Here is a 21735-nt window from a genome sequence, read left to right as displayed (position 1 = left end):
ACGCGCGCAGGGGATGAAACTGCGAAAATGCGGGGCCAGACGGGCCGCCCCATTCTGATGTACGGGCCGGACGTGTCCGTAAAACCCGGATACACATGACGAAATTTTCTGACCTGGACCTCAATCCCAAAGTTCTCAAAGCCATCGAAGAAGCGGGCTATGAGACCCCCACCCCCATTCAGGCGGGCGCTATTCCAGCCGCTTTGCAGGGCAAGGATGTGCTGGGCATCGCCCAGACCGGCACCGGCAAGACCGCTGGCTTCACGCTGCCGATGATTCACATGCTGGCCCGTGGCCGTGCCCGCGCGCGCATGCCCCGGTCGCTGGTTCTGTGCCCGACACGGGAGTTGGCCGCGCAGGTGGCGGAAAACTTCGACACCTATGCCAAACATGTGAAGCTGACCAAGGCGCTGCTGATCGGCGGCGTCAGCTTCAAGGAACAGGACGCGCTGATCGACAAGGGCGTGGATGTCCTGATCGCAACGCCCGGACGCCTTCTGGACCATTTCGAACGCGGCAAGCTGCTGTTGACCGGGGTTCAGGTCATGGTGGTGGACGAGGCTGACCGCATGCTCGACATGGGGTTCATCCCGGATATCGAGCGTATCTTCTCGCTCACGCCGTTCACCCGCCAGACGCTGTTCTTCTCGGCGACCATGGCACCCGAGATCGAGCGCATCACCAACACTTTCCTCTCCGCGCCTGAGCGGATCGAGGTTGCGCGTCAGGCCACCGCATCCGAGACCATCGAACAGGGCGTGGTGATGTTCAAAGCCTCGCGGCGTGACCGCGAAGCCAGCGAGAAACGCAAGGTCCTGCGCGCGCTGATCGAGGCGGAAGGCGAGAAATGCACCAACGCCATCGTGTTCTGCAACCGCAAGACCGATGTGGATATCTGCGCGAAATCGCTCAAGAAATACGGGCTGGATGCCGCGCCGATTCATGGTGATCTGGACCAGTCCCAGCGTACAAAGACACTGGACGCGTTCCGCAATGGTGAATTGAAGATTCTCGTAGCCTCGGACGTGGCCGCACGCGGTCTCGACGTGCCTGCGGTGAGCCATGTGTTCAATTTTGACGTGCCGTCCCATTCCGAGGATTACGTGCACCGCATCGGTCGTACCGGCCGCGCCGGACGCCAGGGCAAGGCCGTTATGATCTGCGGACCGCGGGACGAGAAAAATTTCGATGCGATCGAAAAGCTGATCCAGAAGGAAATTCCGCGGATCGAGAACCCGATCAAATCGGCGGAAAAGCCGAAATCATCGCCACGGAAATCCGAAACCGAAACGGTAGACGCACCCAAAGCCGAGCCCCGGGAAGAAAAGCGCACTTCGTCCAAGCCGCGCTCCGAGGAGACACCGAAACAGGAGAAATCCTCGACTTCGTCGCGCAGCCGGTCGAACCGTGGCGGACGCCGTGCCGATAATGACAACAAGGTTGTCGGCATGGGCGATCACCTGCCCAGCTTTATCGCGCTGAGTTTCGACGAGCGCCGCGCCGGGTAACCGGGCGGCGCCTTCAGTCGATCAGGGCATCCGCCCTGAGACCTGCGCGCTCATAGTGAATCGGCAGCACGCGGCCATAGAGCTGTTTGGTGCGCTCCGGCGCGCCAACCATGTCCGGCTCTTCCACATATGAAAAAATCGCGACGTAGCGCCGGCGCGCGCCTTTGAGCGGCGCAACCCGGTGCAACGAATAGCGCCCCCGAAACAGTTGCAGGTCTCCGGGCTCCAGATCGAGCCGCGTCACCCGGTCCGACGTCCCGGCCAGGACCCGAGCCACTTCGTCGTAATTCTCGGTGCGCGCCCGAATCCCCGGCGCATATTCGAACGCTCCGCCCTCTTCGGCATTTTGCAGGGCCAGCGTAACGGTGAAATTGTTGGTGTCGAAGTGCCAGGGAAAGCCTTCGCCCTCTTCCGCCATGTTCACGATCACGTCCGCAAGCGGATCGGCATAGCGAAAGAAACGCTCTTCGTTCAGGCAGGCCTTGATGAAGCCGTCAAAACCCGGAAAATCATGTACCTGACGAAGCGGGCCGGTCTTGGCAAAATTGTCGGCGGGGATGAAAGCGTTGGAACGATCAAAGAATTGCCGCCTTGGATGGTCTTGCGGCAGGCTTGGGTCGTCGGCGGTGAAATAGGCATTGGTCCGGTTGAAGGAGCGATGCCCCTGATCGGCGACGTCATCCGCTTCGGCCACCATGGCGGCCACGCCCTCGGCTGTCAGAAACCCCTTGAGTACCGCGCAGCCATCGGCCTCGAGAGCGGCCCGGGTGCGGGCAATGACCGCCTCCAGCTCGGGTCCCGGTAGGTTGATCGGGTAATCGTCAAGGTTCAGATAATCATCAGCGGTCATGTCGGGGCCTCCTTGCGTCACGTCTATGCAAGCACGTGAGAGCAAGACGGTCCGGTTTCACCGCGACAGGGGTCGCGTCGTTTTCAGGCCCCGGAAAGCAAGCGACCTGTACCAGCGCTCTGGTACAGGTCGTTTTGGTCACAATCTGAAGGGTCGAATGCCGCCTTGCTCAGGTCAGCTTGGCATCCAGCGTGATCTCGGCATTCAACAGCTTGGAAATCGGGCAGCCTTCCTTGGCGTCATTGGCAGCCTTTAAAAAGGTTTCTTCATCCGCGCCCGGAATTGCCGCCGATACATCCAGATGCACCTTGGTAACGGCAAATCCACCCTCCACCTTTTCCAGTGACACGTTCGCCTTGGTCGAGATCGTCTCTGCCTTCAGGTCATAATTGCCCAGAACCCCGGACAGAGCCATGGAATAGCAGCCGGCATGTGCCGCGCCGATCAATTCCTCGGGATTGGTGCCCGCTTCGTCCCCGAAGCGCTTGGCAAAGGTATAGGCCTCATCATCAAGCACGCCGGACTGGGTCGAAACCACCCCGTTGCCCTCTTTCAGCGTGCCTTTCCAAATCGCGGAACCGGATTTCTGGATCATCTTGGTCTGTCTCCCTGTGTTATGGGTCATGTGGCGCAGGGCCACTCCCCCTTAACATAGGGATCACAGAAAAAGATGCATCCGGGAATCAGGAATTTCCTGGATCAGATTCAACTTAGACGGCTGATCACCACCGTCACCTCGGGTTTCTTGCCGATCTCGGTCTGGGCCGAATTGCGCGCGATGCGCTTCAGGTCGGTCTCCAGCTTGTCGTCATCACCCAGGGTTTTCTCGGACGCGCGACCCAGAAACTGGCCAAGGTCTTCTTCAAGCACATCGACCAGTGGCGCGTGGCTGCGCCCCGTCTCGGGCAGGCCCATAAGATCGCACCACGGCGCGCCCAGCGGTTCGTCATCCTCGTCCAGAATCACCGTCACCGTGATATGGCCATTCAGCGCCATGCGAATCCGGTCGCGGATAATCCCGTCCAGCGCCCCCACCTGCACCGAGCCATCCAGATAGGTGCGCCCGGTCTCGATATATTCGACCACCTCGGGGCGGTTGCCCGACAGGTTCAGCATGGTGCCATTGACCGCCAGCGCCGCTGCGCGGCCCTTGCTCTGGGTCAGCTTCACATGTTCGCGCAGATGGCGGTGTTCGCCATGCATCGGGATCACCATCTGCGGCTTGACCAGATCCTGCATCGCCTCAAGATCGGGGCGGTTGGCATGGCCCGACACGTGGTAATGTCCGCCCGCGCTTTCATCCACCACATCCACGCCCTTTTCGGACAATTGGTTGATGATGCGGATCACGCCGCGTTCATTGCCGGGAATGGTCTTGGAGCTGAACAGGAACATGTCGCCCTCTTTCAGCTCCAGCCCGTTATATTTGCCCCGCGCCAGCTGTGCGCTGGCGGCACGGCGTTCGCCCTGCGATCCGGTGACCAGCAGCATCAGGTTCTCGCGCGGGATGGCGCGTGCGTCTTCGGGGCTGACCACCTTGGGAAAATCTGCCAGCACGCCGGTTTCGATCGCCGCCTCGATCATCCGACGCATGGCGCGGCCAAGAAGCACGATAGAGCGCCCGGCCCTTTGCCCGGCCTCGGCCAATGTCTTCACACGGGCAACATTCGACGCAAATGTCGTGGCACAGACCATGCCGGGCGCGCTTGCCACCAGCGTTTCGATCTCGGGGCCAACGCTGGCCTCGGACCGGCCGGGATGGCGGGAAAATACATTGGTGCTGTCACAGACCAGCGCCTTGACGCTGGGCTTGGCCACCTCGGCCCAGAGCTCGGGATCAAACGGCTCGCCCACCACCGGCGTCTCATCCAGTTTGAAGTCGCCGGTATGGATCACCCGGCCCTCCGGCCCGTCGATGACCAGAGCCGAGCTTTCGGGAATGGAATGCGAGATCGGCAGGAAGCCCACGGTGAACGGCCCGGCTTGGACGGTTTCGGGCCAGGCCGAGACGGTCTTGACCGATTTCTCGGAATGGCCATGCTCGTCCATCTTGCGCCGTGCGATATTGGCCGTGAACGCCCGCGCATAGACCGGCGCACCGAGCCGTTCCCAGAAATGCGCGATCGCGCCCACATGATCCTCATGCGCATGGGTGATGAAAATCGCATCCAGCCGGTCGCGCCGTTCGATCAGCCAGGACATGTCGGGAAAGATCAGGTCCACCCCCGGCGTGCCGTCCATATCCGGGAATGTCACCCCCAGATCGACAAGGATCAGGCGTTCCTGATCCGGTGCGCCATAGCCATAGACATAGGCATTCATGCCAATTTCGCCCGCCCCGCCGAGGGGCAGGTAGATCATGCGCTTACTGCTCATGCCAATTCCTTGTTATAGGCATGGATCACTTTCAGCCCATGCATCGTCAGATCGTCTTCGATCACGTCAAATAGCATCTCACCCTGTGCGAACAAGGGGGCCAATCCGCCTGTGCCAATGATACGCATGGGGCGGTCATATTCCGCGCGGATGCGGTCACAGATGCCATGCACCAGCCCCACATAGCCCCAGAACACGCCGGACTGGATACAGCCCACGGTGTTGGTGCCGATCACCTTGTCAGGCTGGGTGATGTCCACATGCGGCAGCGCCGCCGCGCCCATATGCAGCGCCTCAAGGCTCAGGTTCGCGCCCGGTGCGATCACGCCGCCCACATAGGCCCCATCCTCGGCCACCACGTCAAAGGTGGTCGCCGTGCCGAAATCCACCACGATCAGGTCCCCGCCATGGCGGTCAAAGGCGCCTGCGGTGTTGACCAGCCGGTCGGGACCGACAGCGGTGCCCGCATCGACGCGCGGCGCGATGGGCAAGCTGCATTCCGGTTTGCCCACCACCATGGGCCGCACGCCAAAGAACCGGTCGGAAAACACCCGCAGGTTCCACACCACGCGCGGCACGGTCGAGGATATGATCACATCGGTGATGTTCAGCTTGATTCCGTAGTGATTGATCAGCGTCGAGAACCACGTGAAATAGGCATCCGCCGTGCGCGCGTGATGGGTCGAGGTGCGCAGGTTGCACAGCCAGCTCTCGCCGTCCCAGATGGAAAACACCGTATTGGTATTGCCGCAGTCGATACAGAGAAGCATGGCACCGCCCCTTTCAGAAAAACACGTCGGCCGCGGGGATCGCCACGCGGGATTTTGCCGTCTCTAGAACAAGATTGCCCTGCCCGTCCACATCGCGGAATGTCCCAACGGTTTCCGAGGTGGCGGTGCGGGCGGTGATCACCTCGCCCAGCCTGGCCGCGCGGGCGAGCCACGCCTCGCGGATCGGACCAAAGCCATAGGTGGTGAATTGCGCCTCATGCCGGGCAAAAGCCGCCGCGAGCGGGGTGAGGAACTCTTCCGGGGTGACCGACGCGCCGGTTTCAGAGAGCAGAGAGACGGGCCGCACCGCGCCGGGTTCCACCTGCGACGCATCCGGGGCCTGCGCCAGGTTGATGCCGATGCCGATAGCAATCTGCGTAGGCGTGAGGCTTTCCAGAAGGATGCCCGCCACCTTGCCCCCGTTCAACAGCACATCATTGGGCCATTTCAGCGCGAAACTGTCCGCCCGCCCGGTGACCGCGACAAAGGCATCGTAAAGCGCCAATGAGGCCACGAATGAGCGCAGCGCCGCCTGTGCCGGATCGCCCGCATGGGGCAGGACCAGCGTGGCGGCGAAATTGCCTTCGGGGTTAGACCATGGCCGCCCGCGCCGTCCGCGCGCCGCGGTTTGTTTCAGAGCCAGAATCCATTCCGGCCCGGCCAGCCCCGCAGCGATCCGCGCCGCTTCGGCATTGGTGCTGTCCACCTCGGCCAGGATGCGCTGCCCATAGCCGTCTGGCCATTCAAACCGCATAATCTTCTTCTCTTTCAAAATACGCCCCGGACGTTTGGCTGTGTCGGAACGACACCGGGCCGCGAGGGGGTCGATCCCCCTCGCGGCCCGCTTTCTGCCCGGAATTCAGACTTAATTGACAAGCGTCGCCGCCGCCGCCTCGGCCACCCCTTCGATGCCAAAGAGATTGACCACGCCCAGCAGCATGATCGCCGCCGAGGCCATGAGGAAACCGTAGAGGATGGGTGATCCGCCCTTGTCCAGCGCCTCGTCCTGCTCCTCGCCGAAATACATGTAGAACACGATCCGCAGGTAGTAAAAGGCACCGATCACCGAGGCGACCACACCGGCCACCGCCAGCCAGGCCAGCCCGCCCTCATAAGCCGCGCGCAGCACGTAAAGCTTGCCGAAGAAACCCACCAGCGGCGGCACACCGGCCAGCGAGAACAGAAGGATCAGCATCGCCAGCGCCTTGCCCGGTTCGCGCTTGGACAGCATGTTCAGGCTGCGAATATCCGTGACCGGCTGGCCATCGCGTTCCATCGACATGATGAAGGCAAAGGTGCCCACGTTCATGGTCACGTAGATCGCCATGTAGATCAGCATCGCCTGCACGCCAAAGGCCGTGCCAGCCGCCAGACCCATCAGCGCATAGCCCATATGAGCAATGGACGAAAACGCCATCAGCCGTTTGATGTTGCGCTGACCGATTGCGGCAATGGCACCAAGGAACATGGACAGCACCGACAAGAAGGCCAGGATCTGCTGCCAGTCGCCGGTGATGCCGCCGAACGCGTCATGCAGCACGCGGGCGAACAGGCCCATCGCCGCCACTTTCGGCGCGGTGGCAAAGAAGGCGGTGACCGGCGTGGGCGAGCCTTCGTAGACGTCCGGCGTCCACATGTGGAACGGCACGGCCGAGACCTTGAACGCCATGCCGGAGACAAGGAAGACCAGACCAAAGAGCAGCCCGATGGAGACCTCGCCCTCGGTCGCGGTCTGGATGATGCCGGAGAACAGCGTCGTGCCGGCAAAGCCGTAGGTGAGCGACGCGCCGTAGAGCAGCAACCCCGAGGACAGCGCGCCCAGCACGAAGTATTTCAGCCCCGCCTCGGTCGATTTCACAGAGTCGCGTCGCAGCGAGGCCACCACGTAGAGCGCCAGCGATTGCAGCTCCAGCCCCATGTAAAGCGACATGAGGTCCCCTGCCGACACCATCATCATCATGCCGACAACCGCCAGTGCGATCAGCAAGGGGTATTCGAACTTCAGGATACCCCGCGCGGCCATGTAGCCCTGGCTCATCACCAGCACGCAAGCCGCAGAGATCAGGATCACCACCTTGGCAAAACGCGAGAACCCGTCGTCGATGAACATGCCGCCAAAGGCGACATTGGTTCCGCTGCCCGAGGTCCCGATCCAGAACCCCACCACAAGGAACACCGCCGCCGTCACCCATGTGAGCATCGGGGCCAACTTGTCCTTGGAGGTGTAGACGGCCACCAGAAGCGCCGCCATCGCAAAGACCGAGATCAGGATCTCGGGGAGGATAATGTTCAGATCAGCCTGGATCATGATGCTCCGGCTCCCTTAGTGCGAGGCGACCTGGAGCGCATCTTCGGATGCGGCCAGGGCCGTTTCATAGTTGGAAATGAGCGCTTCGACCGAAGGGCCGATCACATCGAGGATCAGCGCAGGGTAGACACCCAGAAGGATGGTCATCACCACCAGCGGCGCAAAGATCGCGCGTTCGCGGCCGGTCATGTCGGTGATCGTCTTGAGGCTTTCCTTGATCAGATCGCCCATCACCACCCGGCGATAGAGCCAGAGCGCATAGGCCGCCGACAGGATCACACCCGATGTGGCAATTGCCGCGACCCATGTGTTGACCTGGAAAATCCCCATCAGCGTCAGGAATTCCCCGATAAAGCCCGACGTGCCCGGCAGGCCGACATTGGCCATGGTAAACAGCATGAAGATCAGCGCATAGGCGGGCATCCGGTTGACCAGACCGCCATAGGCGTCGATCTCGCGCGTGTGCATCCGGTCATAGATCACGCCGACGCAGAGAAAGAGCGCGCCCGAGATAAAGCCGTGCGACAGCATCTGAAAGATCGCGCCATCAATGCCCTGCTGGTTGGCGGCAAAGATGCCCATGGTCACGTAGCCCATGTGGGCGACGGACGAATAAGCGATCAGCTTCTTCATGTCTTCCTGCACCAGCGCCACAAGCGAGGTGTAGACAATTGCAATGGCAGACATCCACAGCACCAGCGGCGTCATCACCTCGGACCCCACCGGGAACATCGGCAGGGAGAAGCGCAGAAAACCGTAGCCACCCATTTTCAGCAGGATCGCGGCCAGCACGACCGAGCCCGCCGTCGGTGCCTGCACGTGCGCGTCAGGCAGCCAGGTATGGACCGGCCACATCGGCATTTTCACAGCAAAGGATGCGAAGAAGGCGATGAACATCAGAGTCTGCATGCCACCCACGATCTGGATGCCAAGCAGCGAGAAGCTTTCTGAGCCGAAGCTATGCTTCATCAGCGTCGGGATATCGGTGGTGCCCGCGTCGGCAAACATTGCCACCATCGCCACCAGCATCAGCACCGAACCGAGGAAGGTGTAGAGGAAGAACTTGAAGCTTGCATAGATGCGGTTCGCCCCGCCCCAGATGCCGATGATCAGGAACATCGGAATGAGGCCCGCCTCAAAGAACAGGTAGAACAGCACCAGGTCCAGCGCCATGAACACGCCCAGCATGAGCGTTTCCAGGAGCAGGAAGGCGATCATGTATTCCTTGACCCGGGTCTCCACGTTCCAGCTTGCGGCGATCACCAGCGGCATCATGAAGGTTGTGAGCATCACGAAGAGGACCGAAATCCCATCCACGCCCATCTTGTATTGCAGGCCCAAAAGCCACTCGCCCTCTTCCACGAACTGGAAGCCGGTGTTCTGCGGATCAAACTGCGCCAGGATGAAGAGCGAGATCAGGAAGGTCGCGCTTGTCGCGATCAGCGCCAGCCATTTGGCGTTGCGGTTGGCCGCCTCATCGTCGCCGCGCAGGAAAACGCCAAGGATCAGCGCGCCCAGGGCCGGGATGAAAGTGACAATGGAGAGGAGATTTTCCATTAGTGCGCTCCTCCGCTGAGCGTCATCCATGTGATCAGGATCGCGATCCCGATCACCATGGCGAATGCATAGGTAAAGATGTAACCGGACTGGAAGCGCCCTGCGAGCCGGGTGAAGAAGGGAATGACCCCCATCGACACGCCATTGATGGTGCCGTCAATCGTGCCCTCATCGCCGCGCTTCCACAGGAAGCGGCCCAGCGCCTTGGACGGCTGGACAAAGACGAAATCATAGACCTCGTCAAAGTACCATTTGTTCAGCAGGAACAGGTAGAGCGGGCGTTGTTGCTCGGCCAGACGCTTGGGCAGCGCCGGGTTCACGATGTAGAACCAATAGGCCGTGGCCAGACCGATCAGCATCGCGATGAACGGCGACAGCTTGACCCATGTGGGCACGTAATGCGCCTCGTGCAGCACGGTGTTTTCGGGCGCGATATAGATCGCGGCCTCACCCGGCTTGCTCTCCATCACGTAATGCAGCTCCGACGCCTTGGGGCTGCGCTCGGCCACGGCCTCGACCAGTTCCTGTGTCGGCTCGCCATATTTGCCGCCGAAGAACTTCACCACCTCATTGGTCTTGCCAAAGAAGCTGCCGTACCAGATGGCACCGGCAAAGACCGCGCCGACCGCCAGAACCCCCAGCGGGATCAGCATGACATTCGGGCTTTCATGGGCATGCTCGTGGGTGTGTTTGTCACCGCGCGGCTTGCCATAGAAGGTCAGGAACATCAGGCGCCACGAGTAGAACGAGGTGAAAAGAGCGGCGATCAGCAGCATCCAGAAGGCATAGCCGCCCGCCGTGCCCGCGTAGGCGCTCTCAATCACCGCGTCCTTGGAGACGAACCCGGCAAAGCCGATCCAGCCGGTGAGCGGGATACCCACCCCGGTAATGGCCAAAGTGCCGATCATCATCGCCCAGAAGGTCTTGGGCATCTTGTGGCGCAGACCGCCATAGTTCCGCATATCCTGTTCGTGGTGCATGCCGTGGATCACCGAGCCCGCGCCAAGGAAGAGCATCGCCTTGAAGAAGGCGTGCGTGAACAGGTGGAACATGGCGACCGAGTAGACGCCGACGCCAGCGGCCACGAACATGTAACCCAGCTGCGAACAGGTGGAATACGCAATCACGCGCTTGATGTCGTTTTGCACCAGACCGACCGTGGCGGCAAAGAATGCCGTGGTAGCCCCAAGGAAAGTGACGAACATCATCGCCTCGGGTGCAAACTCCATCAGCGGCGACATGCGGCAGACAAGGAAGACACCCGCCGTCACCATGGTGGCCGCGTGGATCAGCGCCGACACCGGCGTCGGACCTTCCATCGCGTCGGGCAGCCATGTGTGCAGGATCAGCTGCGCCGATTTGCCCATCGCGCCCACAAACAGCAGGAAGGCGATCAGATTGGCCGCGTTCCACTCGGTCCAAAGGAAGGTGAGCTGCGTCTCGGCCAGGTCCGGCGCGGCTGCGAACACGTCGTCAAAGCGGATCGAGTCGGTCAGGAAGAACAGCGCAAAGATACCCAGCGCAAAGCCGAAGTCACCAACCCGGTTGACCACAAACGCCTTGATCGCGGCGGCATTGGCCGAGGGTTTGCGGTAGTAGAACCCGATCAGCAGGTACGAGGCAACGCCCACGCCTTCCCAGCCAAAGAACATCTGGACGAGGTTGTCGGACGTCACCAGCATCAGCATGGCAAAGGTGAAGAAGGACAGGTAGGCAAAGAAACGCGGCTTGTAGCTTTCGCCTTCGCGGAAGTTCTCGTCATGCGCCATGTAGCCGAAGCTGTAAAGGTGCACGAGCGCCGAAACGGTCGTGATCACGATCAGCATGATCGAGGTCAGCCGGTCCAACCGGATCGACCAGTCGGTCGAGAGCGAGCCGCTTTCGATCCAGCGCAGGATCTGGATATGCTGGGTTTCCGGCCCGTGGGTCAGGAACACGATCCACGAGAACGCACAGGCCAGGAACAGCAGCCCGGTGGTGACCCACATGGCCCCGCGTTCACCGATCAGCTTCCAGCCGAAGCCGCCGATCAGCGCGCCGACCAGAGGGGCAAAGAGAATGATGCTTTCCATCTGATCAGCCTTTCATCACGTTGATGTCTTCCACGGCGATGGTGCCGCGGTTGCGGAAGAAACAGACGAGGATGGCCAGACCAATGGCCGCCTCTGCCGCCGCAACCGTGAGAACAAAGAGCGTGAACACCTGCCCCACCAGATCGCCGAGATAAGACGAGAAGGCGACAAGGTTGATATTCACCGCCAGCAGCATCAATTCGATGCTCATCAGCAGGATGATCACGTTCTTGCGGTTCAGGAAGAGCCCGAAAATGCCGATGACGAAAAGCGTCGCCGCCACGGTCAGGTAGTGTTCAAGTCCTATCATCTGTCGTCCCTCCGGGCCGTGGCCCGTATTGGTCTTTATGTTCCCGAGGTCCCGGAGACCCCAATTTCCTTGGCCTGTCCGGCCATGTCATTCTGTCGGCTCAGCAGCCCCAGGCCTTGCACAACGCGCGTCCCGCCCCGTCAACCACCACGCCTGCAACGCCGCCCCATTCTGTCGACCTCAACCGGTTCCAGGCATGGCTGTCGAAATTCAATGCGATCCAGGTGAACCCGCCGATGATCACCAGCGCAAACACGATATTCGAAAGCCGTTTCATTGCCTCGTCCCTTGCTGTCAGTGTCGCAACGCTCCTGTTACTTCATTCGTCTTCGGGGCCATGGCCCCGTGGGTTGGCTTCGGGGAAGGCTCAGAGCCCCTGCCCCGGTTTCACGTCTTTCAACTCCATCGCCTTGGCCGGATCGCGCATCATCTGGGCGACCACGTCCTGACGTTTGATGTCGGTGCGATGGCGCAGGGTCAGCACGATGGCCCCGATCATCGCCACCAGCAGGATCAGACCGGCAAGCTGGAAGAGCAGGAAATACTGGTCATAGATGATCACCCCCAGCGCATGGGTGTTGTGCACGTCATCGGGGGCCACCTGCGCACGCAGGCTCATAGCCGCGTCGGCGCTCTGCCACTCACCCACGGCAATGGCGAATTGCATCAGCAGGATCACCCCGATGAGCAGCGCGAGCGGCATGTATTTCGCCATCTCGGCTTTCAACTCGGCGAAATCCACATCCAGCATCATCACCACGAAGAGGAAGAGCACCGCAACCGCGCCCACATAGACGATGATCAGCAGCATCGCCACGAACTCGGCCCCCAACAGCACGAACAACCCCGCCGAAGACAGGAAGGCCAGGATCAGCCAGAGCACCGAATGCACCGGGTTGCGGCTGATCACGGTGAACAGCCCGCCCGCGATGGTGCAGAGCGCAAACAGGTAAAAGGCGAAGACGGTCATGTTGCGTCATCCTCTTTGTCGTCCATCACGTCACGGGCCAGTTCCATGGCCCGCGTCATGGCGGGAAGGCCGGCGAACATCGACATCTGCGCGATGGTCTCGGCGATTTCATCCTTGGTGGCACCCGCCTCCATGGCGTGGCGCACCGTCATCCGAAAGGGGGTGTCGGCCTGCGCCCCCTGCATGGTCAGCCCGGCAATGGTCAGGAGCAGTCGGGTCTTGGCGTCCAGCCCGTCCTTGGAGATGCCACGGCCAAAGGCCATTTCCATCATCTCCTTGGGCATGGTCGGCCACAGTCCTTCGAACCCCTTGGGTGAAAAGGTCTCCAGCGCCGGGTTGAAGGCCTTGGCCATTTCCTGCGCCTGGCTCATCATGAGCTCGAAAGGGGTTTTGCTGTCGGTCATCTGTAGGGTGCATCCATCTCAAGATTGGCCGCGATTTCGGCTTCCCAGCGGTCGCCGTTCTCCAACAGCTTGGCCTTGTCATAGAAAAGCTCTTCGCGGGTCTCGGTGGCGAATTCGAAATTCGGCCCCTCGACAATCGCATCCACCGGGCAGGCCTCCTGACAGAAGCCGCAATAGATGCATTTGGTCATGTCGATGTCATAGCGCGTGGTGCGGCGCGAACCGTCTTCGCGCGGTTCGGCATCGATGGTGATGGCCTGTGCGGGGCAGATCGCCTCGCACAGCTTGCAGGCGATGCAGCGCTCTTCGCCATTGGGATAGCGGCGCAGCGCGTGTTCACCGCGGAAACGGGGCGACAATGGCCCCTTTTCATGCGGGTAGTTGAGCGTCGCCTTGGGGGCAAAGAAATATTTCAGCCCCAGTTTGAAACCCACGAAAAAGTCCTGAAGCAGGAAGTATTTCGCAGCGCGTCCATAGTCGATATTTGCCATGTTACTTCCCCTCTTATTCGGTCTCTGGCCCGTCATCTGCCTGCGCCGCGTCGGATGCGGTGCCCTCTTCGCCCGCGTTCATCGCGGCCCAGCGAAAGATCGCGGCGGCGACCTCGTTTTGTTGCGGCAGCGGGCCGCCGTCGTCGTCCATGTCCGGCAAACCGCAATCGGTCACGACGAAATCGGCCAGCGACACCATGTCGATGTATTTCGCGTTGAGGATTGCGTCTTTCAGATCAGACATATCAGCCCCCCATGCCCCAGCGTGCGTAGGCACCCCAGAACCATTCGAACTTGGCCGCGAATGCCACGAAGACCACCCAGAAGAGCGAGAACGGCAGGAAGACTTTCCAGCCCAGACGCATCAGTTGGTCGTAGCGGTAGCGCGGCGTGATCGCCTTGACCATCGCGAAGATGAAGAAGAAGAACGCCATTTTCGCGATCATCCACAGCACGCCATCGGGCAGGCCCGGGATCGGCGACAGCCAGCCGCCGAAGAACAAGAGCGAGGTCAGCGCGCACATCAGGAAGATGGCGATATATTCGCCGGCCATGAAGAGCAGGAAGGGCGTGGACGAATATTCCACCTGATAGCCCGCCACCAGTTCCGATTCCGCTTCCGGAAGGTCAAAGGGCGGGCGGTTGGTTTCCGCCAGGCAGGAGATGAAGAACAGGAACACCATCGGGAAATGCGGCAGCCAGTACCACGAGAAGAAACCAAAAGAGCCATCCTGCGCGGCAACGATATTGCCGAAATTCATCGACCCGGTCGAGATGATCACACCGATGATGATCAGGCCGATGGAGACCTCATAGGAAATCATCTGTGCCGCAGAACGCAGCGAGCCGAGGAACGGGTATTTCGAGTTGGACGCCCAGCCGCCCATGATCACGCCGTAAACCTCCAAAGAGGACATGGCGAAGACATAGAGAATGGCCACGTTGATATCCGACAGCACCCAGCCTTCGTTGAACGGGATCACCGCCCAGGCGATCACCGCCAGTACGAAAGACATCATCGGGGCGAGGAAGAACACCGGCTTGTCCGCACCTGCGGGCACCACCACTTCCTTGACCACGTATTTCAGCGCATCCGCCACCGATTGCAGCAGGCCAAAGGCCCCCACCACGTTCGGGCCACGGCGCATCTGCACGGCGGCCCAGATCTTGCGGTCGCCATAGACAAGGAAGAGCAGCGAGATCATCACGAAGCCCAGCACAGCCAGACATTGTGCAAGGATCAGAACGCCAATTCCAAGCGGGGTTGTAAAGAAGTCAGCCATCTTGCCTCACACAGTCGGTATGCCGCGCTCGCGGCAGCTTGCCACCACCACCTCGGCGTCAATCGTCTTCAATCCATCGGGCAGCGACGGCGAGATGGTGTAAACCGCATCTCCTCGCCAAAGGCCACCCTCTTCGTCGGTGCTTGTGCGCACATGACGCGCAAATCCGTATCCGCGGATCAGCGTGTACTGCGCCGCGGCGCATTCCGCGTAATCCTCGACATCGCCCGCATCGCTCGCGCCGGTCATTTCCACGTGGAAATTGACCAGATCGCCTTCGAGCAGACGGGTCTCGATCCCGCGATAGGCGGGCGCGAACGGGGTATCGGGCGACGCATCCGTCATCTCACACCCCACCAGAGCAAACGCCATCACGGGCAAAACCATCGCCCGGGGCCTTATGCGCATATGCCCGCTCATTCCGCCGCAATCTTTGCCTCCCGGCGTGATTTCGCATTGGCGCTCAGCTCCGCCATGAGCTGGCTGGCGCGTGCAATCGGGTTGGTCAGCCAGAAGTCCTTGACCGCGTTGCGGAAAGTCGCATCGCCCAGCTTGCCGGGCGCTTCCGCCTGCCAGTCGTTTTCCGGCACTTCGTCGATCTGCGCCAGATGCGGCACCTCTTTGACCAGCGCCTGACGCAGTTGTGCCAGCGTGTCGTAAGGCAGCGTTGCGCCCAGCTCGCCGGACAGCGCCCGCAGGATGGCCCAGTTTTCCTTGGCCTCGCCCGGCGCAAAGCCCGCGCGCAGCGCCAGTTGCGGACGGCCTTCGGTGTTCACGAACAGCCCCTGCTCCTCGGTATAGGCGGCACCCGGCAGGATCACGTCAGCGCGGTGCGCGCCCCGGTCGCCATGGCTACCCTGATAAATCACAAAGGCGCCTTCGCCGATCTCGATCTCGTCCGCGCCAAGGTTATAGATCACATCCGCACCGTCGATGGCGGCGTCCAGCCCGCCCACGGTGGTGCAGCCTGCGTCCATCGCACCGACGCGTCCGGCAGCGGTGTGCAGCACCATCAGCTTGGACTCGGTGTCTTGGGCCAGTTTCATCGCTGCAGCCAGAACGGCGGCGCCGTCGGCCTCGGTCAAAGCGCCCTGCCCGACGATCACGACGGACGGCGCTTCGAGCACCTCGGTATAATCGAGGTCCAGCAGCCCTTCCAGCGCGGCGCGGTCCGTGCCCACATGCGCGTAGTCATAGGTCAGGTCCACCGCCTCGCCGACCAGTCCGATTTTCGCACCATTGGCCCAGGCCTTGCGGATGCGCGCGTTCAGCACTGGCGCTTCTTCGCGCGGGTTGGTGCCGATCAGCTGGATGAACTTGGCGTGGTCAATATCCTCAATCGCCGCCGTGCCCACATAGCCCGAGCGATTGCCTGCAGGCAGTTTCGCCTTATCCGTGCGGCACTCAACGTTGCCGCCCTGCCCTTCGATCAGCCCTTTCAGAGCAAACGCCGCCTCGACCGGGGCGAGATCACCCACAAGACCGGCCACTTTCGACGCGCCCTTGATGGCTTCGGCGGCTTTCGACAGCGCCTCGCCCCAGCTTGCGGGGCGCAGCTTGCCGTTTTCGCGCACATAAGGCCGGTCCAGACGCTGACGGCGCAGCCCGTCCCAGACGAAACGCGTCTTGTCGGAAATCCATTCCTCGTTCACGCCGTCATGGTTGCGCGGCAGGAAGCGCATGACTTCGCGGCCCTTGGTGTCGACGCGGATGTTCGACCCCAGCGCATCCATCACGTCGATGCTTTCCGTCTTGGTCAGCTCCCAAGGACGCGCGGTAAAGGCGTAAGGCTTGGAGACCAGAGCGCCAACGGGGCAGAGATCAATGATATTGCCCTGCATGTTGCTGTCGAGCGTCTCACCCAGATAGGCGGTGATCTCGGCATCCTCGCCACGACCGGTCTGGCCCATCTGGGTGATGCCCGCGACCTCGGTGGTGAAGCGCACGCAGCGGGTGCAGGAGATGCATCGGGTCATATGGGTTTCGACCAGCGGCCCAAGGTCGAGATCGTCCACCGCACGCTTGGCTTCGCGGAAGCGCGAGAAATCCACGCCATAGGCCACGGCCTGATCCTGAAGATCACATTCGCCGCCCTGATCGCAGATCGGGCAATCCAGCGGGTGGTTGATGAGCAGGAACTCCATCACCCCTTCGCGGGCCTTCTTGACCATGGGCGAGTTGGTTTTCACCACCGGCGGCTGGCCTTCGGGACCGGGGCGCAGGTCACGCACCTGCATCGCGCAGGAGGCTGCAGGCTTGGGCGGGCCGCCCACCACCTCGACAAGGCACATCCGGCAGTTGCCCGCAATCGACAACCGCTCATGGTAGCAGAAGCGCGGCACCTCGATCCCGGCCTGTTCGCAGGCCTGGATAAGGGTCATGGCCCCGTCCACCTCAACCTCGGTGTCGTCGATGATGATCTTGCGTAGGTCCGTCATGGCTCTCACTTCTCTTCTCGAAAGGCGCCCGAATGGCGGTCTTTCGCAAACGTCTTGTCTCGCGTCCCGGGGACCCGGGGGGATATGGCAATGGCCCGGATCACTCCGCGCAGGTCCCGTTCAGGACGATCTTGTCCTTGTCGATCGGCAGGGTTTCGGCCTGGGGGTCGATCTCCCAGTTGATGTCGGAAATGCCGAACCACTTGATGCAGTATTTCGTGCCCTCGTAGCGCACCGCTTCGCGCGCGCCTTCAAGGCTTTTGGAGACCGGACCTGCCGTTGCGACAAAGGCGCGGCGGTCCTTCTTGTCCACCGCCTTGGCCGAGCCGCGGAAAATCTCACCGTCAAAACGGATGCGCTTGTCGGTGTAGGTCTTGCCACAGGCGGTCAGCGCCATGGTGGCCAGCAGGATCACTATCGTCGCACGCATTCTCATCAGCCCCCGATACACAGGATTTCAAAATCGGCCGAACCCGCCGCACGGCCCGAGGCGATGGTGCTCAGCGCCTGACCGCCGGGGCAGCCCACCTGACGCGCGAAACCACCCGCGGCGGACACGTCCACGTTGCTCATCCCCGCCCCGTCCAGCCGCGTCACCGTGACATAGACCTGCCGCGCCTGACGCGCGGGGCCTGTGCCATCACGGGGCTGCAAGCTGACCGCGCGGCTTTGCGTTTCCGCCTGATAGGTCGAATTCTTGTAGCTCGCCGCCGCAAGCGGGGCGGCCAGAAGGCCCAGCGCAGCACATGTCAGGATCAGGGGTTTCATCCGCCTCACTCCGCCGCCATCGCGCCCATACGGCCCGTTTTCTGCGCCTTGATCCGGTCCTCGATCTCTTCGCGGAAGTTGCGGATCAAACCCTGGATCGGCCAGGCTGCCGCATCGCCAAGCGCACAGATCGTGTGGCCCTCGACCTGTTTGGTCACGTCAAAGAGCATGTCGATCTCTTCGACCTCGGCCTCGCCGCGCACAAGACGGTCCATGACCCGCATCATCCAGCCGGTGCCTTCGCGACAGGGCGTGCACTGACCACAGCTTTCATGCTTGTAGAATTTCGACAGCCGCCAGATCGCCTTGATGATTTCGGTCTGCTTGTCCATCACGATCACCGCCGCCGTGCCAAGGCCCGAGCCAAGCTCCCCGCGCAGGTAGTCGAAATCCATGATCGCGTCTTTCATCTTTTCGCCGCGCACGCAGGGCACCGACGAGCCGCCCGGGATCACTGCCAGAAGATTGTCCCAGCCGCCGCGAATGCCGCCGCAATGCTTTTCGATCAGTTCCTCGAAACTGATCGACATCGCCTCTTCAACGACACAGGGATTGTTCACATGACCCGACACCGCAAAGAGCTTGGTGCCTGCGTTGTTCTGGCGGCCAAACCCCGCAAACCATGTGGCCCCCCGGCGCAGGATGGTCGGCACCACGGCAATGGATTCCACGTTGTTCACCGTGGTCGGGCAGCCATAAAGCCCCGCCCCCGCCGGAAACGGCGGCTTCATGCGCGGCATGCCTTTCTTGCCCTCAAGGCTTTCGATAAGCGCGGTTTCCTCGCCGCAGATATAGGCCCCTGCCCCGTGGGTCAGGTAGAGATCGAAATCCCAGCCGGAGCCCGCCGCGTTCTTGCCGATAAGCCCCGCGTCATAGGCTTCGTCAATGGCGTTCTGAAGCGCTTCGCGTTCGCGGATATATTCGCCGCGAATATAGATGTAACAGGCATGGGCCTGCATCGCGAAAGAGGCGATCAGCGCGCCCTCGACCAGCGTATGCGGGTCATGGCGCATGATTTCACGGTCCTTGCAGGTACCGGGCTCGGATTCATCCGCGTTGATCACGAGATAGGCCGGACGCCCATCGCTTTCCTTGGGCATGAAGGACCATTTCAGACCGGTGGGGAAACCCGCGCCGCCCCGGCCGCGCAGACCCGACGCTTTCATCTCGTCGATGATCCAGTCGCGACCCTTTTCGATGATGCCGGCGGTGCCATCCCAGTGGCCACGCGCCTGCGCGCCCTTCAAAGAGCGGTCATGCATCCCGTAGATGTTGGTAAAGATGCGGTCCTGATCCTGCAGCATGTGCGATGCCACCCCTTAGTTGTCCTGGCGCTTGCGCCAGATCTGATAGATATTGACGAACGCCCAGATGAACGCCGCCAGAGCCAGAAGGTCGATCAGGATCGCATAGCGCCCCGGCAGACCGAGCCTTGGCCCGATGAACTGGGCCGCGAGCCAGATCAGCATGGTTCCGGCAATCACCAGCGCGGTCATGCGCCCCTGCCGTGCAATCTGCTGTTCCGTCTCACGCCCCATCGTGTGTCACACCCCGTCAGTACACGTCGCCGTCTTCGACGCGTTTGGAGAATTCGGTGTCCCCGCCCGAGGCGAGAATTTTGGCCTGTTCGACCCAGTTGTCGCGGCTGACCCGGCCCTTGAACCTTTTGAGGTTCGCATTGACCCAGGCCACTTCGTCGGCGGTCCAATTGGCGATCTGGTCGAAATGGAAGAACCCCATCTCGTTCAGCATCTGCTCCAGCTTGGGACCGACGCCTTTGATTTCCTTGAGGTTATCCGCCCCACTATCGCGAGCCGCCGACAGCGTTTCGGGTTTGGACCCTTCATCGTTGCCCTCGACCACGCCATCGGCGTCATAGTCTTCCCCGACCGGTGCGGCGGCCTTGGCTGCACCAGCGGCATCGCTTGCCGCGTCAGCGGCTTCGCTGGCGGTGTCCTCTGCAGCTTCGGCCACATCCTCAGCCGCATCCTTTGCGTCCTCAGCAGCATCACCGCCCGCATCCGCCGCGTCGGACGCGGCCTCTTTCACGGTCTCAGCGGCACTGTCCACTGCGGATGCAGCCTTGTCCTTGGCAGCCTCGGCAACTTCGGCTGTTTTCGCAGCGGCGCTTTGTGCCGCACCGACTGTCGCTGCGGCTGCGGCACCTGTAGCGGCGCCGGCGGCATGCGCGGCGCTTTCGACCGCATCGCCGTCCGTTTTGCGCGCACCGGTCCGCGGCACGACCGTGCAGAACATCCATGTGAAGAGGAAACCAAGCAGCGCCGTTGTAATGACGCCCAGTATGACCGCGGCAAGAACCCCCTTGCCGGCCAGCCCGAACAGGAACACCACAAGTCCAAGAATCGCCGCTGCGATCCAGCATTTCATCGTGCATCCCTGAGACACGTTATCCATCGTTTCCCTCCCGTTTGGTCCCTTTAACCATTAATACACATCACCTTTTTTAACACGGGAGGCGAATTCCGTCTCGCCACCTTTGGAGAGGGTGTCTGCCTGAGCGACCCAGTTGTCGCGGCTGACGCGCCCTTTGAACCCTTCGAGGTTCTGATCGACCCATGCGATTTCTTCGGCCGTCCAGTTCGCAATCTGGTCGAAATGATAAAAGCCCATGGAATTACAAAGTTTTTCCAGCTTCGGACCGATCCCCTTGATCAGCTTGAGATCATCGGGTTTGCCGTCTCGCGGTCCATCCAGCGCCTCGGGGCGGGTGCCCTCGGACGGCGCGTCGGCGGCCGCTTCGGCCTTGGCCGGCGCGCTGTCAGAAACCGGACGGCCTTTCTTGACCTCCTGCGCCTCACGCGTGTCGATGCCGGTGGCATCTGCGGGCGCGTTCGCCGCCGGGCGCGGTTGCGCGGGGGCGGCGGCCCCTGCCACGCTGGCCACGGCACCGCCATGGGCAGGACCGGATTGCCAGGGCGCGCGCATCTCGACCTCGGTGCCGTCGATGCGTTTGACCGTGTCGCCAATATCGGTCGCAAGCTGCACCGATGCGTTGTATTGGTGGCGGCCTTTTTCGTGGTCCTTGAGGCTGGTAAGACCCGATTTCGGCTCGGAGGTGTAGCGGCCATTTTGCGGGCCAGGTACGGGAACCGTGCCAGAGGCCAATTCGTCAAGGATCTCAGCCAGACGCTCGGCGGTCAGGTCCTCGTAATAATCCTTGCCGATCTGCGCCATGGGCGCGTTGGCACAGGCCCCGAGGCATTCCACCTCTTCCCACGAGAATTTGCCATCGGCGGACAGCGCATGCGGCTTGTCGGCGATTTTCTCGCGGCACACTCCGATCAGGTCCTCGGCCCCGCAGATCATGCAGGACGTGGTGCCGCAGATCTGGATATGCGCCACGGACCCAACCGGTTGCAGCTGGAACATGAAGTAGAACGACGCCACTTCCAGCGCGCGGATATAGGCCATGCCCAGCATGTCGGCCACATGTTCGATTGCCGGGCGGGTCAGCCAGCCCTCTTGCTCCTGCGCACGCCACAAAAGCGGGATGATCGCAGACGCCTGCCGCCCCTCGGGATACTTGGTGACCTGCGCCTCGGCCCAGGTCTGGTTCGCGGCGGTAAAGGCAAAGCTGTCAGGCTGTTCGGGATGCAGACGGCGAAGCAT

At 61.6% G+C, this 21735-nt stretch carries 24 protein-coding genes; 1 reads left to right on the top strand and 23 read right to left on the bottom strand.

Annotated features, from left to right (window positions below; all coding sequences use genetic code 11):
- Window positions 1-95 precede the first annotated feature (95 nt).
- The gene (locus PGB28_RS09780) at window positions 96-1508 is read left to right on the top strand and encodes a DEAD/DEAH box helicase (RefSeq protein ID WP_271421331.1); all 1413 of its coding nucleotides are present in this window, start codon (window positions 96-98) and stop codon (window positions 1506-1508) included.
- Window positions 1509-1521: 13 nt separating this feature from the next.
- Here PGB28_RS09780 and PGB28_RS09775 read toward each other — a convergent pair whose 3' ends face one another.
- The 23 genes from PGB28_RS09775 to PGB28_RS09665 form a co-directional block, all read right to left on the bottom strand.
- Entirely contained in the window at window positions 1522-2358 is an 837-nt protein-coding gene (locus PGB28_RS09775; RefSeq protein WP_271421330.1) for a HalD/BesD family halogenase, read from the bottom strand.
- A 169-nt stretch (window positions 2359-2527) separates the two neighbouring features.
- Window positions 2528-2953, bottom strand: coding sequence for an OsmC family protein (locus PGB28_RS09770; protein WP_271421453.1), 426 nt, complete (start codon window positions 2951-2953; stop codon window positions 2528-2530).
- A 110-nt stretch (window positions 2954-3063) separates the two neighbouring features.
- Complete coding sequence (locus PGB28_RS09765) at window positions 3064-4734, bottom strand: ribonuclease J (RefSeq protein ID WP_271421329.1); 1671 nt, start codon at window positions 4732-4734, stop codon at window positions 3064-3066.
- Window positions 4731-5504 (bottom strand): type III pantothenate kinase, encoded by a 774-nt coding sequence (locus PGB28_RS09760; RefSeq protein WP_271421328.1) that lies wholly within the window; start codon window positions 5502-5504, stop codon window positions 4731-4733. The genes PGB28_RS09765 and PGB28_RS09760 overlap by 4 nt, the downstream gene beginning before the upstream one ends.
- A gap of 13 nt (window positions 5505-5517) precedes the next feature.
- Complete coding sequence (locus PGB28_RS09755; protein WP_271421327.1) at window positions 5518-6258, bottom strand: biotin--[acetyl-CoA-carboxylase] ligase; 741 nt, start codon at window positions 6256-6258, stop codon at window positions 5518-5520.
- Between the two features lie 111 nt (window positions 6259-6369).
- On the bottom strand, window positions 6370-7812 hold the full coding sequence (nuoN, locus tag PGB28_RS09750) for an NADH-quinone oxidoreductase subunit NuoN (RefSeq protein ID WP_271421326.1): 1443 nt from the start codon (window positions 7810-7812) through the stop codon (window positions 6370-6372).
- A gap of 15 nt (window positions 7813-7827) precedes the next feature.
- The gene (locus PGB28_RS09745) at window positions 7828-9369 is read right to left on the bottom strand and encodes an NADH-quinone oxidoreductase subunit M (RefSeq protein WP_271421325.1); all 1542 of its coding nucleotides are present in this window, start codon (window positions 9367-9369) and stop codon (window positions 7828-7830) included.
- Entirely contained in the window at window positions 9369-11441 is a 2073-nt protein-coding gene (gene nuoL / locus PGB28_RS09740; protein WP_271421324.1) for an NADH-quinone oxidoreductase subunit L, read from the bottom strand. The genes PGB28_RS09745 and nuoL overlap by 1 nt, the downstream gene beginning before the upstream one ends.
- Window positions 11442-11445: 4 nt before the next feature.
- Complete coding sequence (gene nuoK, locus PGB28_RS09735) at window positions 11446-11751, bottom strand: NADH-quinone oxidoreductase subunit NuoK (protein WP_271421323.1); 306 nt, start codon at window positions 11749-11751, stop codon at window positions 11446-11448.
- Between the two features lie 100 nt (window positions 11752-11851).
- A complete protein-coding gene (locus PGB28_RS09730; RefSeq protein WP_271421322.1) occupies window positions 11852-12028 on the bottom strand; it encodes a hypothetical protein in 177 nt (58 codons plus the stop codon).
- A gap of 90 nt (window positions 12029-12118) precedes the next feature.
- Window positions 12119-12721, bottom strand: a complete 603-nt coding sequence (locus PGB28_RS09725; protein WP_271421321.1) for an NADH-quinone oxidoreductase subunit J — start codon at window positions 12719-12721, stop codon at window positions 12119-12121.
- The gene (locus tag PGB28_RS09720; RefSeq protein WP_271421320.1) at window positions 12718-13125 is read right to left on the bottom strand and encodes a carboxymuconolactone decarboxylase family protein; all 408 of its coding nucleotides are present in this window, start codon (window positions 13123-13125) and stop codon (window positions 12718-12720) included. The genes PGB28_RS09725 and PGB28_RS09720 overlap by 4 nt, the downstream gene beginning before the upstream one ends.
- Window positions 13122-13616 carry an NADH-quinone oxidoreductase subunit NuoI gene (gene nuoI / locus PGB28_RS09715; RefSeq protein WP_271421319.1) on the bottom strand — a complete coding sequence of 165 codons (495 nt, stop codon included), beginning with the start codon at window positions 13614-13616 and terminating at the stop codon, window positions 13122-13124. Before nuoI ends, PGB28_RS09720 begins: the two co-directional genes overlap by 4 nt.
- Window positions 13617-13629: 13 nt before the next feature.
- Window positions 13630-13860 carry a hypothetical protein gene (locus PGB28_RS09710; protein ID WP_271421318.1) on the bottom strand — a complete coding sequence of 77 codons (231 nt, stop codon included), beginning with the start codon at window positions 13858-13860 and terminating at the stop codon, window positions 13630-13632.
- 1 nt (window position 13861) lies between these two features.
- On the bottom strand, window positions 13862-14899 hold the full coding sequence (gene nuoH / locus PGB28_RS09705) for an NADH-quinone oxidoreductase subunit NuoH (protein WP_271421317.1): 1038 nt from the start codon (window positions 14897-14899) through the stop codon (window positions 13862-13864).
- 6 nt (window positions 14900-14905) lie between these two features.
- Window positions 14906-15244: a hypothetical protein gene (locus PGB28_RS09700; RefSeq protein ID WP_271421316.1), complete on the bottom strand. Its 339-nt coding sequence runs from the start codon at window positions 15242-15244 to the stop codon at window positions 14906-14908.
- A gap of 71 nt (window positions 15245-15315) precedes the next feature.
- Complete coding sequence (gene nuoG, locus PGB28_RS09695; RefSeq protein WP_271421315.1) at window positions 15316-17337, bottom strand: NADH-quinone oxidoreductase subunit NuoG; 2022 nt, start codon at window positions 17335-17337, stop codon at window positions 15316-15318.
- 100 nt (window positions 17338-17437) lie between these two features.
- Window positions 17438-17767: a hypothetical protein gene (locus PGB28_RS09690; RefSeq protein WP_271421314.1), complete on the bottom strand. Its 330-nt coding sequence runs from the start codon at window positions 17765-17767 to the stop codon at window positions 17438-17440.
- Between the two features lie 5 nt (window positions 17768-17772).
- A complete protein-coding gene (locus PGB28_RS09685; RefSeq protein ID WP_271421313.1) occupies window positions 17773-18105 on the bottom strand; it encodes a hypothetical protein in 333 nt (110 codons plus the stop codon).
- A 5-nt stretch (window positions 18106-18110) separates the two neighbouring features.
- On the bottom strand, window positions 18111-19409 hold the full coding sequence (nuoF, locus tag PGB28_RS09680) for an NADH-quinone oxidoreductase subunit NuoF (protein WP_271421312.1): 1299 nt from the start codon (window positions 19407-19409) through the stop codon (window positions 18111-18113).
- Between the two features lie 15 nt (window positions 19410-19424).
- Complete coding sequence (locus PGB28_RS09675; protein ID WP_271421311.1) at window positions 19425-19643, bottom strand: DUF5337 domain-containing protein; 219 nt, start codon at window positions 19641-19643, stop codon at window positions 19425-19427.
- 16 nt (window positions 19644-19659) lie between these two features.
- A complete protein-coding gene (locus tag PGB28_RS09670) occupies window positions 19660-20520 on the bottom strand; it encodes an endonuclease (protein WP_271421310.1) in 861 nt (286 codons plus the stop codon).
- Between the two features lie 30 nt (window positions 20521-20550).
- Complete coding sequence (locus PGB28_RS09665) at window positions 20551-21735, bottom strand: NADH-quinone oxidoreductase subunit E (RefSeq protein ID WP_271421309.1); 1185 nt, start codon at window positions 21733-21735, stop codon at window positions 20551-20553.

Source organism: Primorskyibacter aestuariivivens, from assembly GCF_028023675.1.
In the GTDB taxonomy this organism is placed as follows: Bacteria; Pseudomonadota; Alphaproteobacteria; order Rhodobacterales; family Rhodobacteraceae; genus Marinovum; species Marinovum aestuariivivens.
Note: the sequence above shows the minus strand (reverse complement) of the source record. Positions and strands in the feature narration are given on the sequence as shown.

Bases quoted from the DNA above. Each gene is read 5' to 3' on its own strand.
- PGB28_RS09780 (WP_271421331.1), top strand. From the start codon at position 96: ATGACGAAATTTTCTGACCTGGACCTCAATCCCAAAGTTCTCAAAGCC.
- PGB28_RS09775 (WP_271421330.1), bottom strand. From the start codon at position 2,358: ATGACCGCTGATGATTATCTGAACCTTGACGATTACCCGATCAACCTA.
- PGB28_RS09770 (WP_271421453.1), bottom strand. From the start codon at position 2,953: ATGATCCAGAAATCCGGTTCCGCGATTTGGAAAGGCACGCTGAAAGAG.
- PGB28_RS09765 (WP_271421329.1), bottom strand. From the start codon at position 4,734: ATGAGCAGTAAGCGCATGATCTACCTGCCCCTCGGCGGGGCGGGCGAA.
- PGB28_RS09760 (WP_271421328.1), bottom strand. From the start codon at position 5,504: ATGCTTCTCTGTATCGACTGCGGCAATACCAATACGGTGTTTTCCATC.
- PGB28_RS09755 (WP_271421327.1), bottom strand. From the start codon at position 6,258: ATGCGGTTTGAATGGCCAGACGGCTATGGGCAGCGCATCCTGGCCGAG.
- nuoN (WP_271421326.1), bottom strand. From the start codon at position 7,812: ATGATCCAGGCTGATCTGAACATTATCCTCCCCGAGATCCTGATCTCG.
- PGB28_RS09745 (WP_271421325.1), bottom strand. From the start codon at position 9,369: ATGGAAAATCTCCTCTCCATTGTCACTTTCATCCCGGCCCTGGGCGCG.
- nuoL (WP_271421324.1), bottom strand. From the start codon at position 11,441: ATGGAAAGCATCATTCTCTTTGCCCCTCTGGTCGGCGCGCTGATCGGC.
- nuoK (WP_271421323.1), bottom strand. From the start codon at position 11,751: ATGATAGGACTTGAACACTACCTGACCGTGGCGGCGACGCTTTTCGTC.
- PGB28_RS09730 (WP_271421322.1), bottom strand. From the start codon at position 12,028: ATGAAACGGCTTTCGAATATCGTGTTTGCGCTGGTGATCATCGGCGGG.
- PGB28_RS09725 (WP_271421321.1), bottom strand. From the start codon at position 12,721: ATGACCGTCTTCGCCTTTTACCTGTTTGCGCTCTGCACCATCGCGGGC.
- PGB28_RS09720 (WP_271421320.1), bottom strand. From the start codon at position 13,125: ATGACCGACAGCAAAACCCCTTTCGAGCTCATGATGAGCCAGGCGCAG.
- nuoI (WP_271421319.1), bottom strand. From the start codon at position 13,616: ATGGCAAATATCGACTATGGACGCGCTGCGAAATACTTCCTGCTTCAG.
- PGB28_RS09710 (WP_271421318.1), bottom strand. From the start codon at position 13,860: ATGTCTGATCTGAAAGACGCAATCCTCAACGCGAAATACATCGACATG.
- nuoH (WP_271421317.1), bottom strand. From the start codon at position 14,899: ATGGCTGACTTCTTTACAACCCCGCTTGGAATTGGCGTTCTGATCCTT.
- PGB28_RS09700 (WP_271421316.1), bottom strand. From the start codon at position 15,244: ATGACGGATGCGTCGCCCGATACCCCGTTCGCGCCCGCCTATCGCGGG.
- nuoG (WP_271421315.1), bottom strand. From the start codon at position 17,337: ATGACGGACCTACGCAAGATCATCATCGACGACACCGAGGTTGAGGTG.
- PGB28_RS09690 (WP_271421314.1), bottom strand. From the start codon at position 17,767: ATGCGTGCGACGATAGTGATCCTGCTGGCCACCATGGCGCTGACCGCC.
- PGB28_RS09685 (WP_271421313.1), bottom strand. From the start codon at position 18,105: ATGAAACCCCTGATCCTGACATGTGCTGCGCTGGGCCTTCTGGCCGCC.
- nuoF (WP_271421312.1), bottom strand. From the start codon at position 19,409: ATGCTGCAGGATCAGGACCGCATCTTTACCAACATCTACGGGATGCAT.
- PGB28_RS09675 (WP_271421311.1), bottom strand. From the start codon at position 19,643: ATGGGGCGTGAGACGGAACAGCAGATTGCACGGCAGGGGCGCATGACC.
- PGB28_RS09670 (WP_271421310.1), bottom strand. From the start codon at position 20,520: ATGGATAACGTGTCTCAGGGATGCACGATGAAATGCTGGATCGCAGCG.
- PGB28_RS09665 (WP_271421309.1), bottom strand. From the start codon at position 21,735: ATGCTTCGCCGTCTGCATCCCGAACAGCCTGACAGCTTTGCCTTTACC.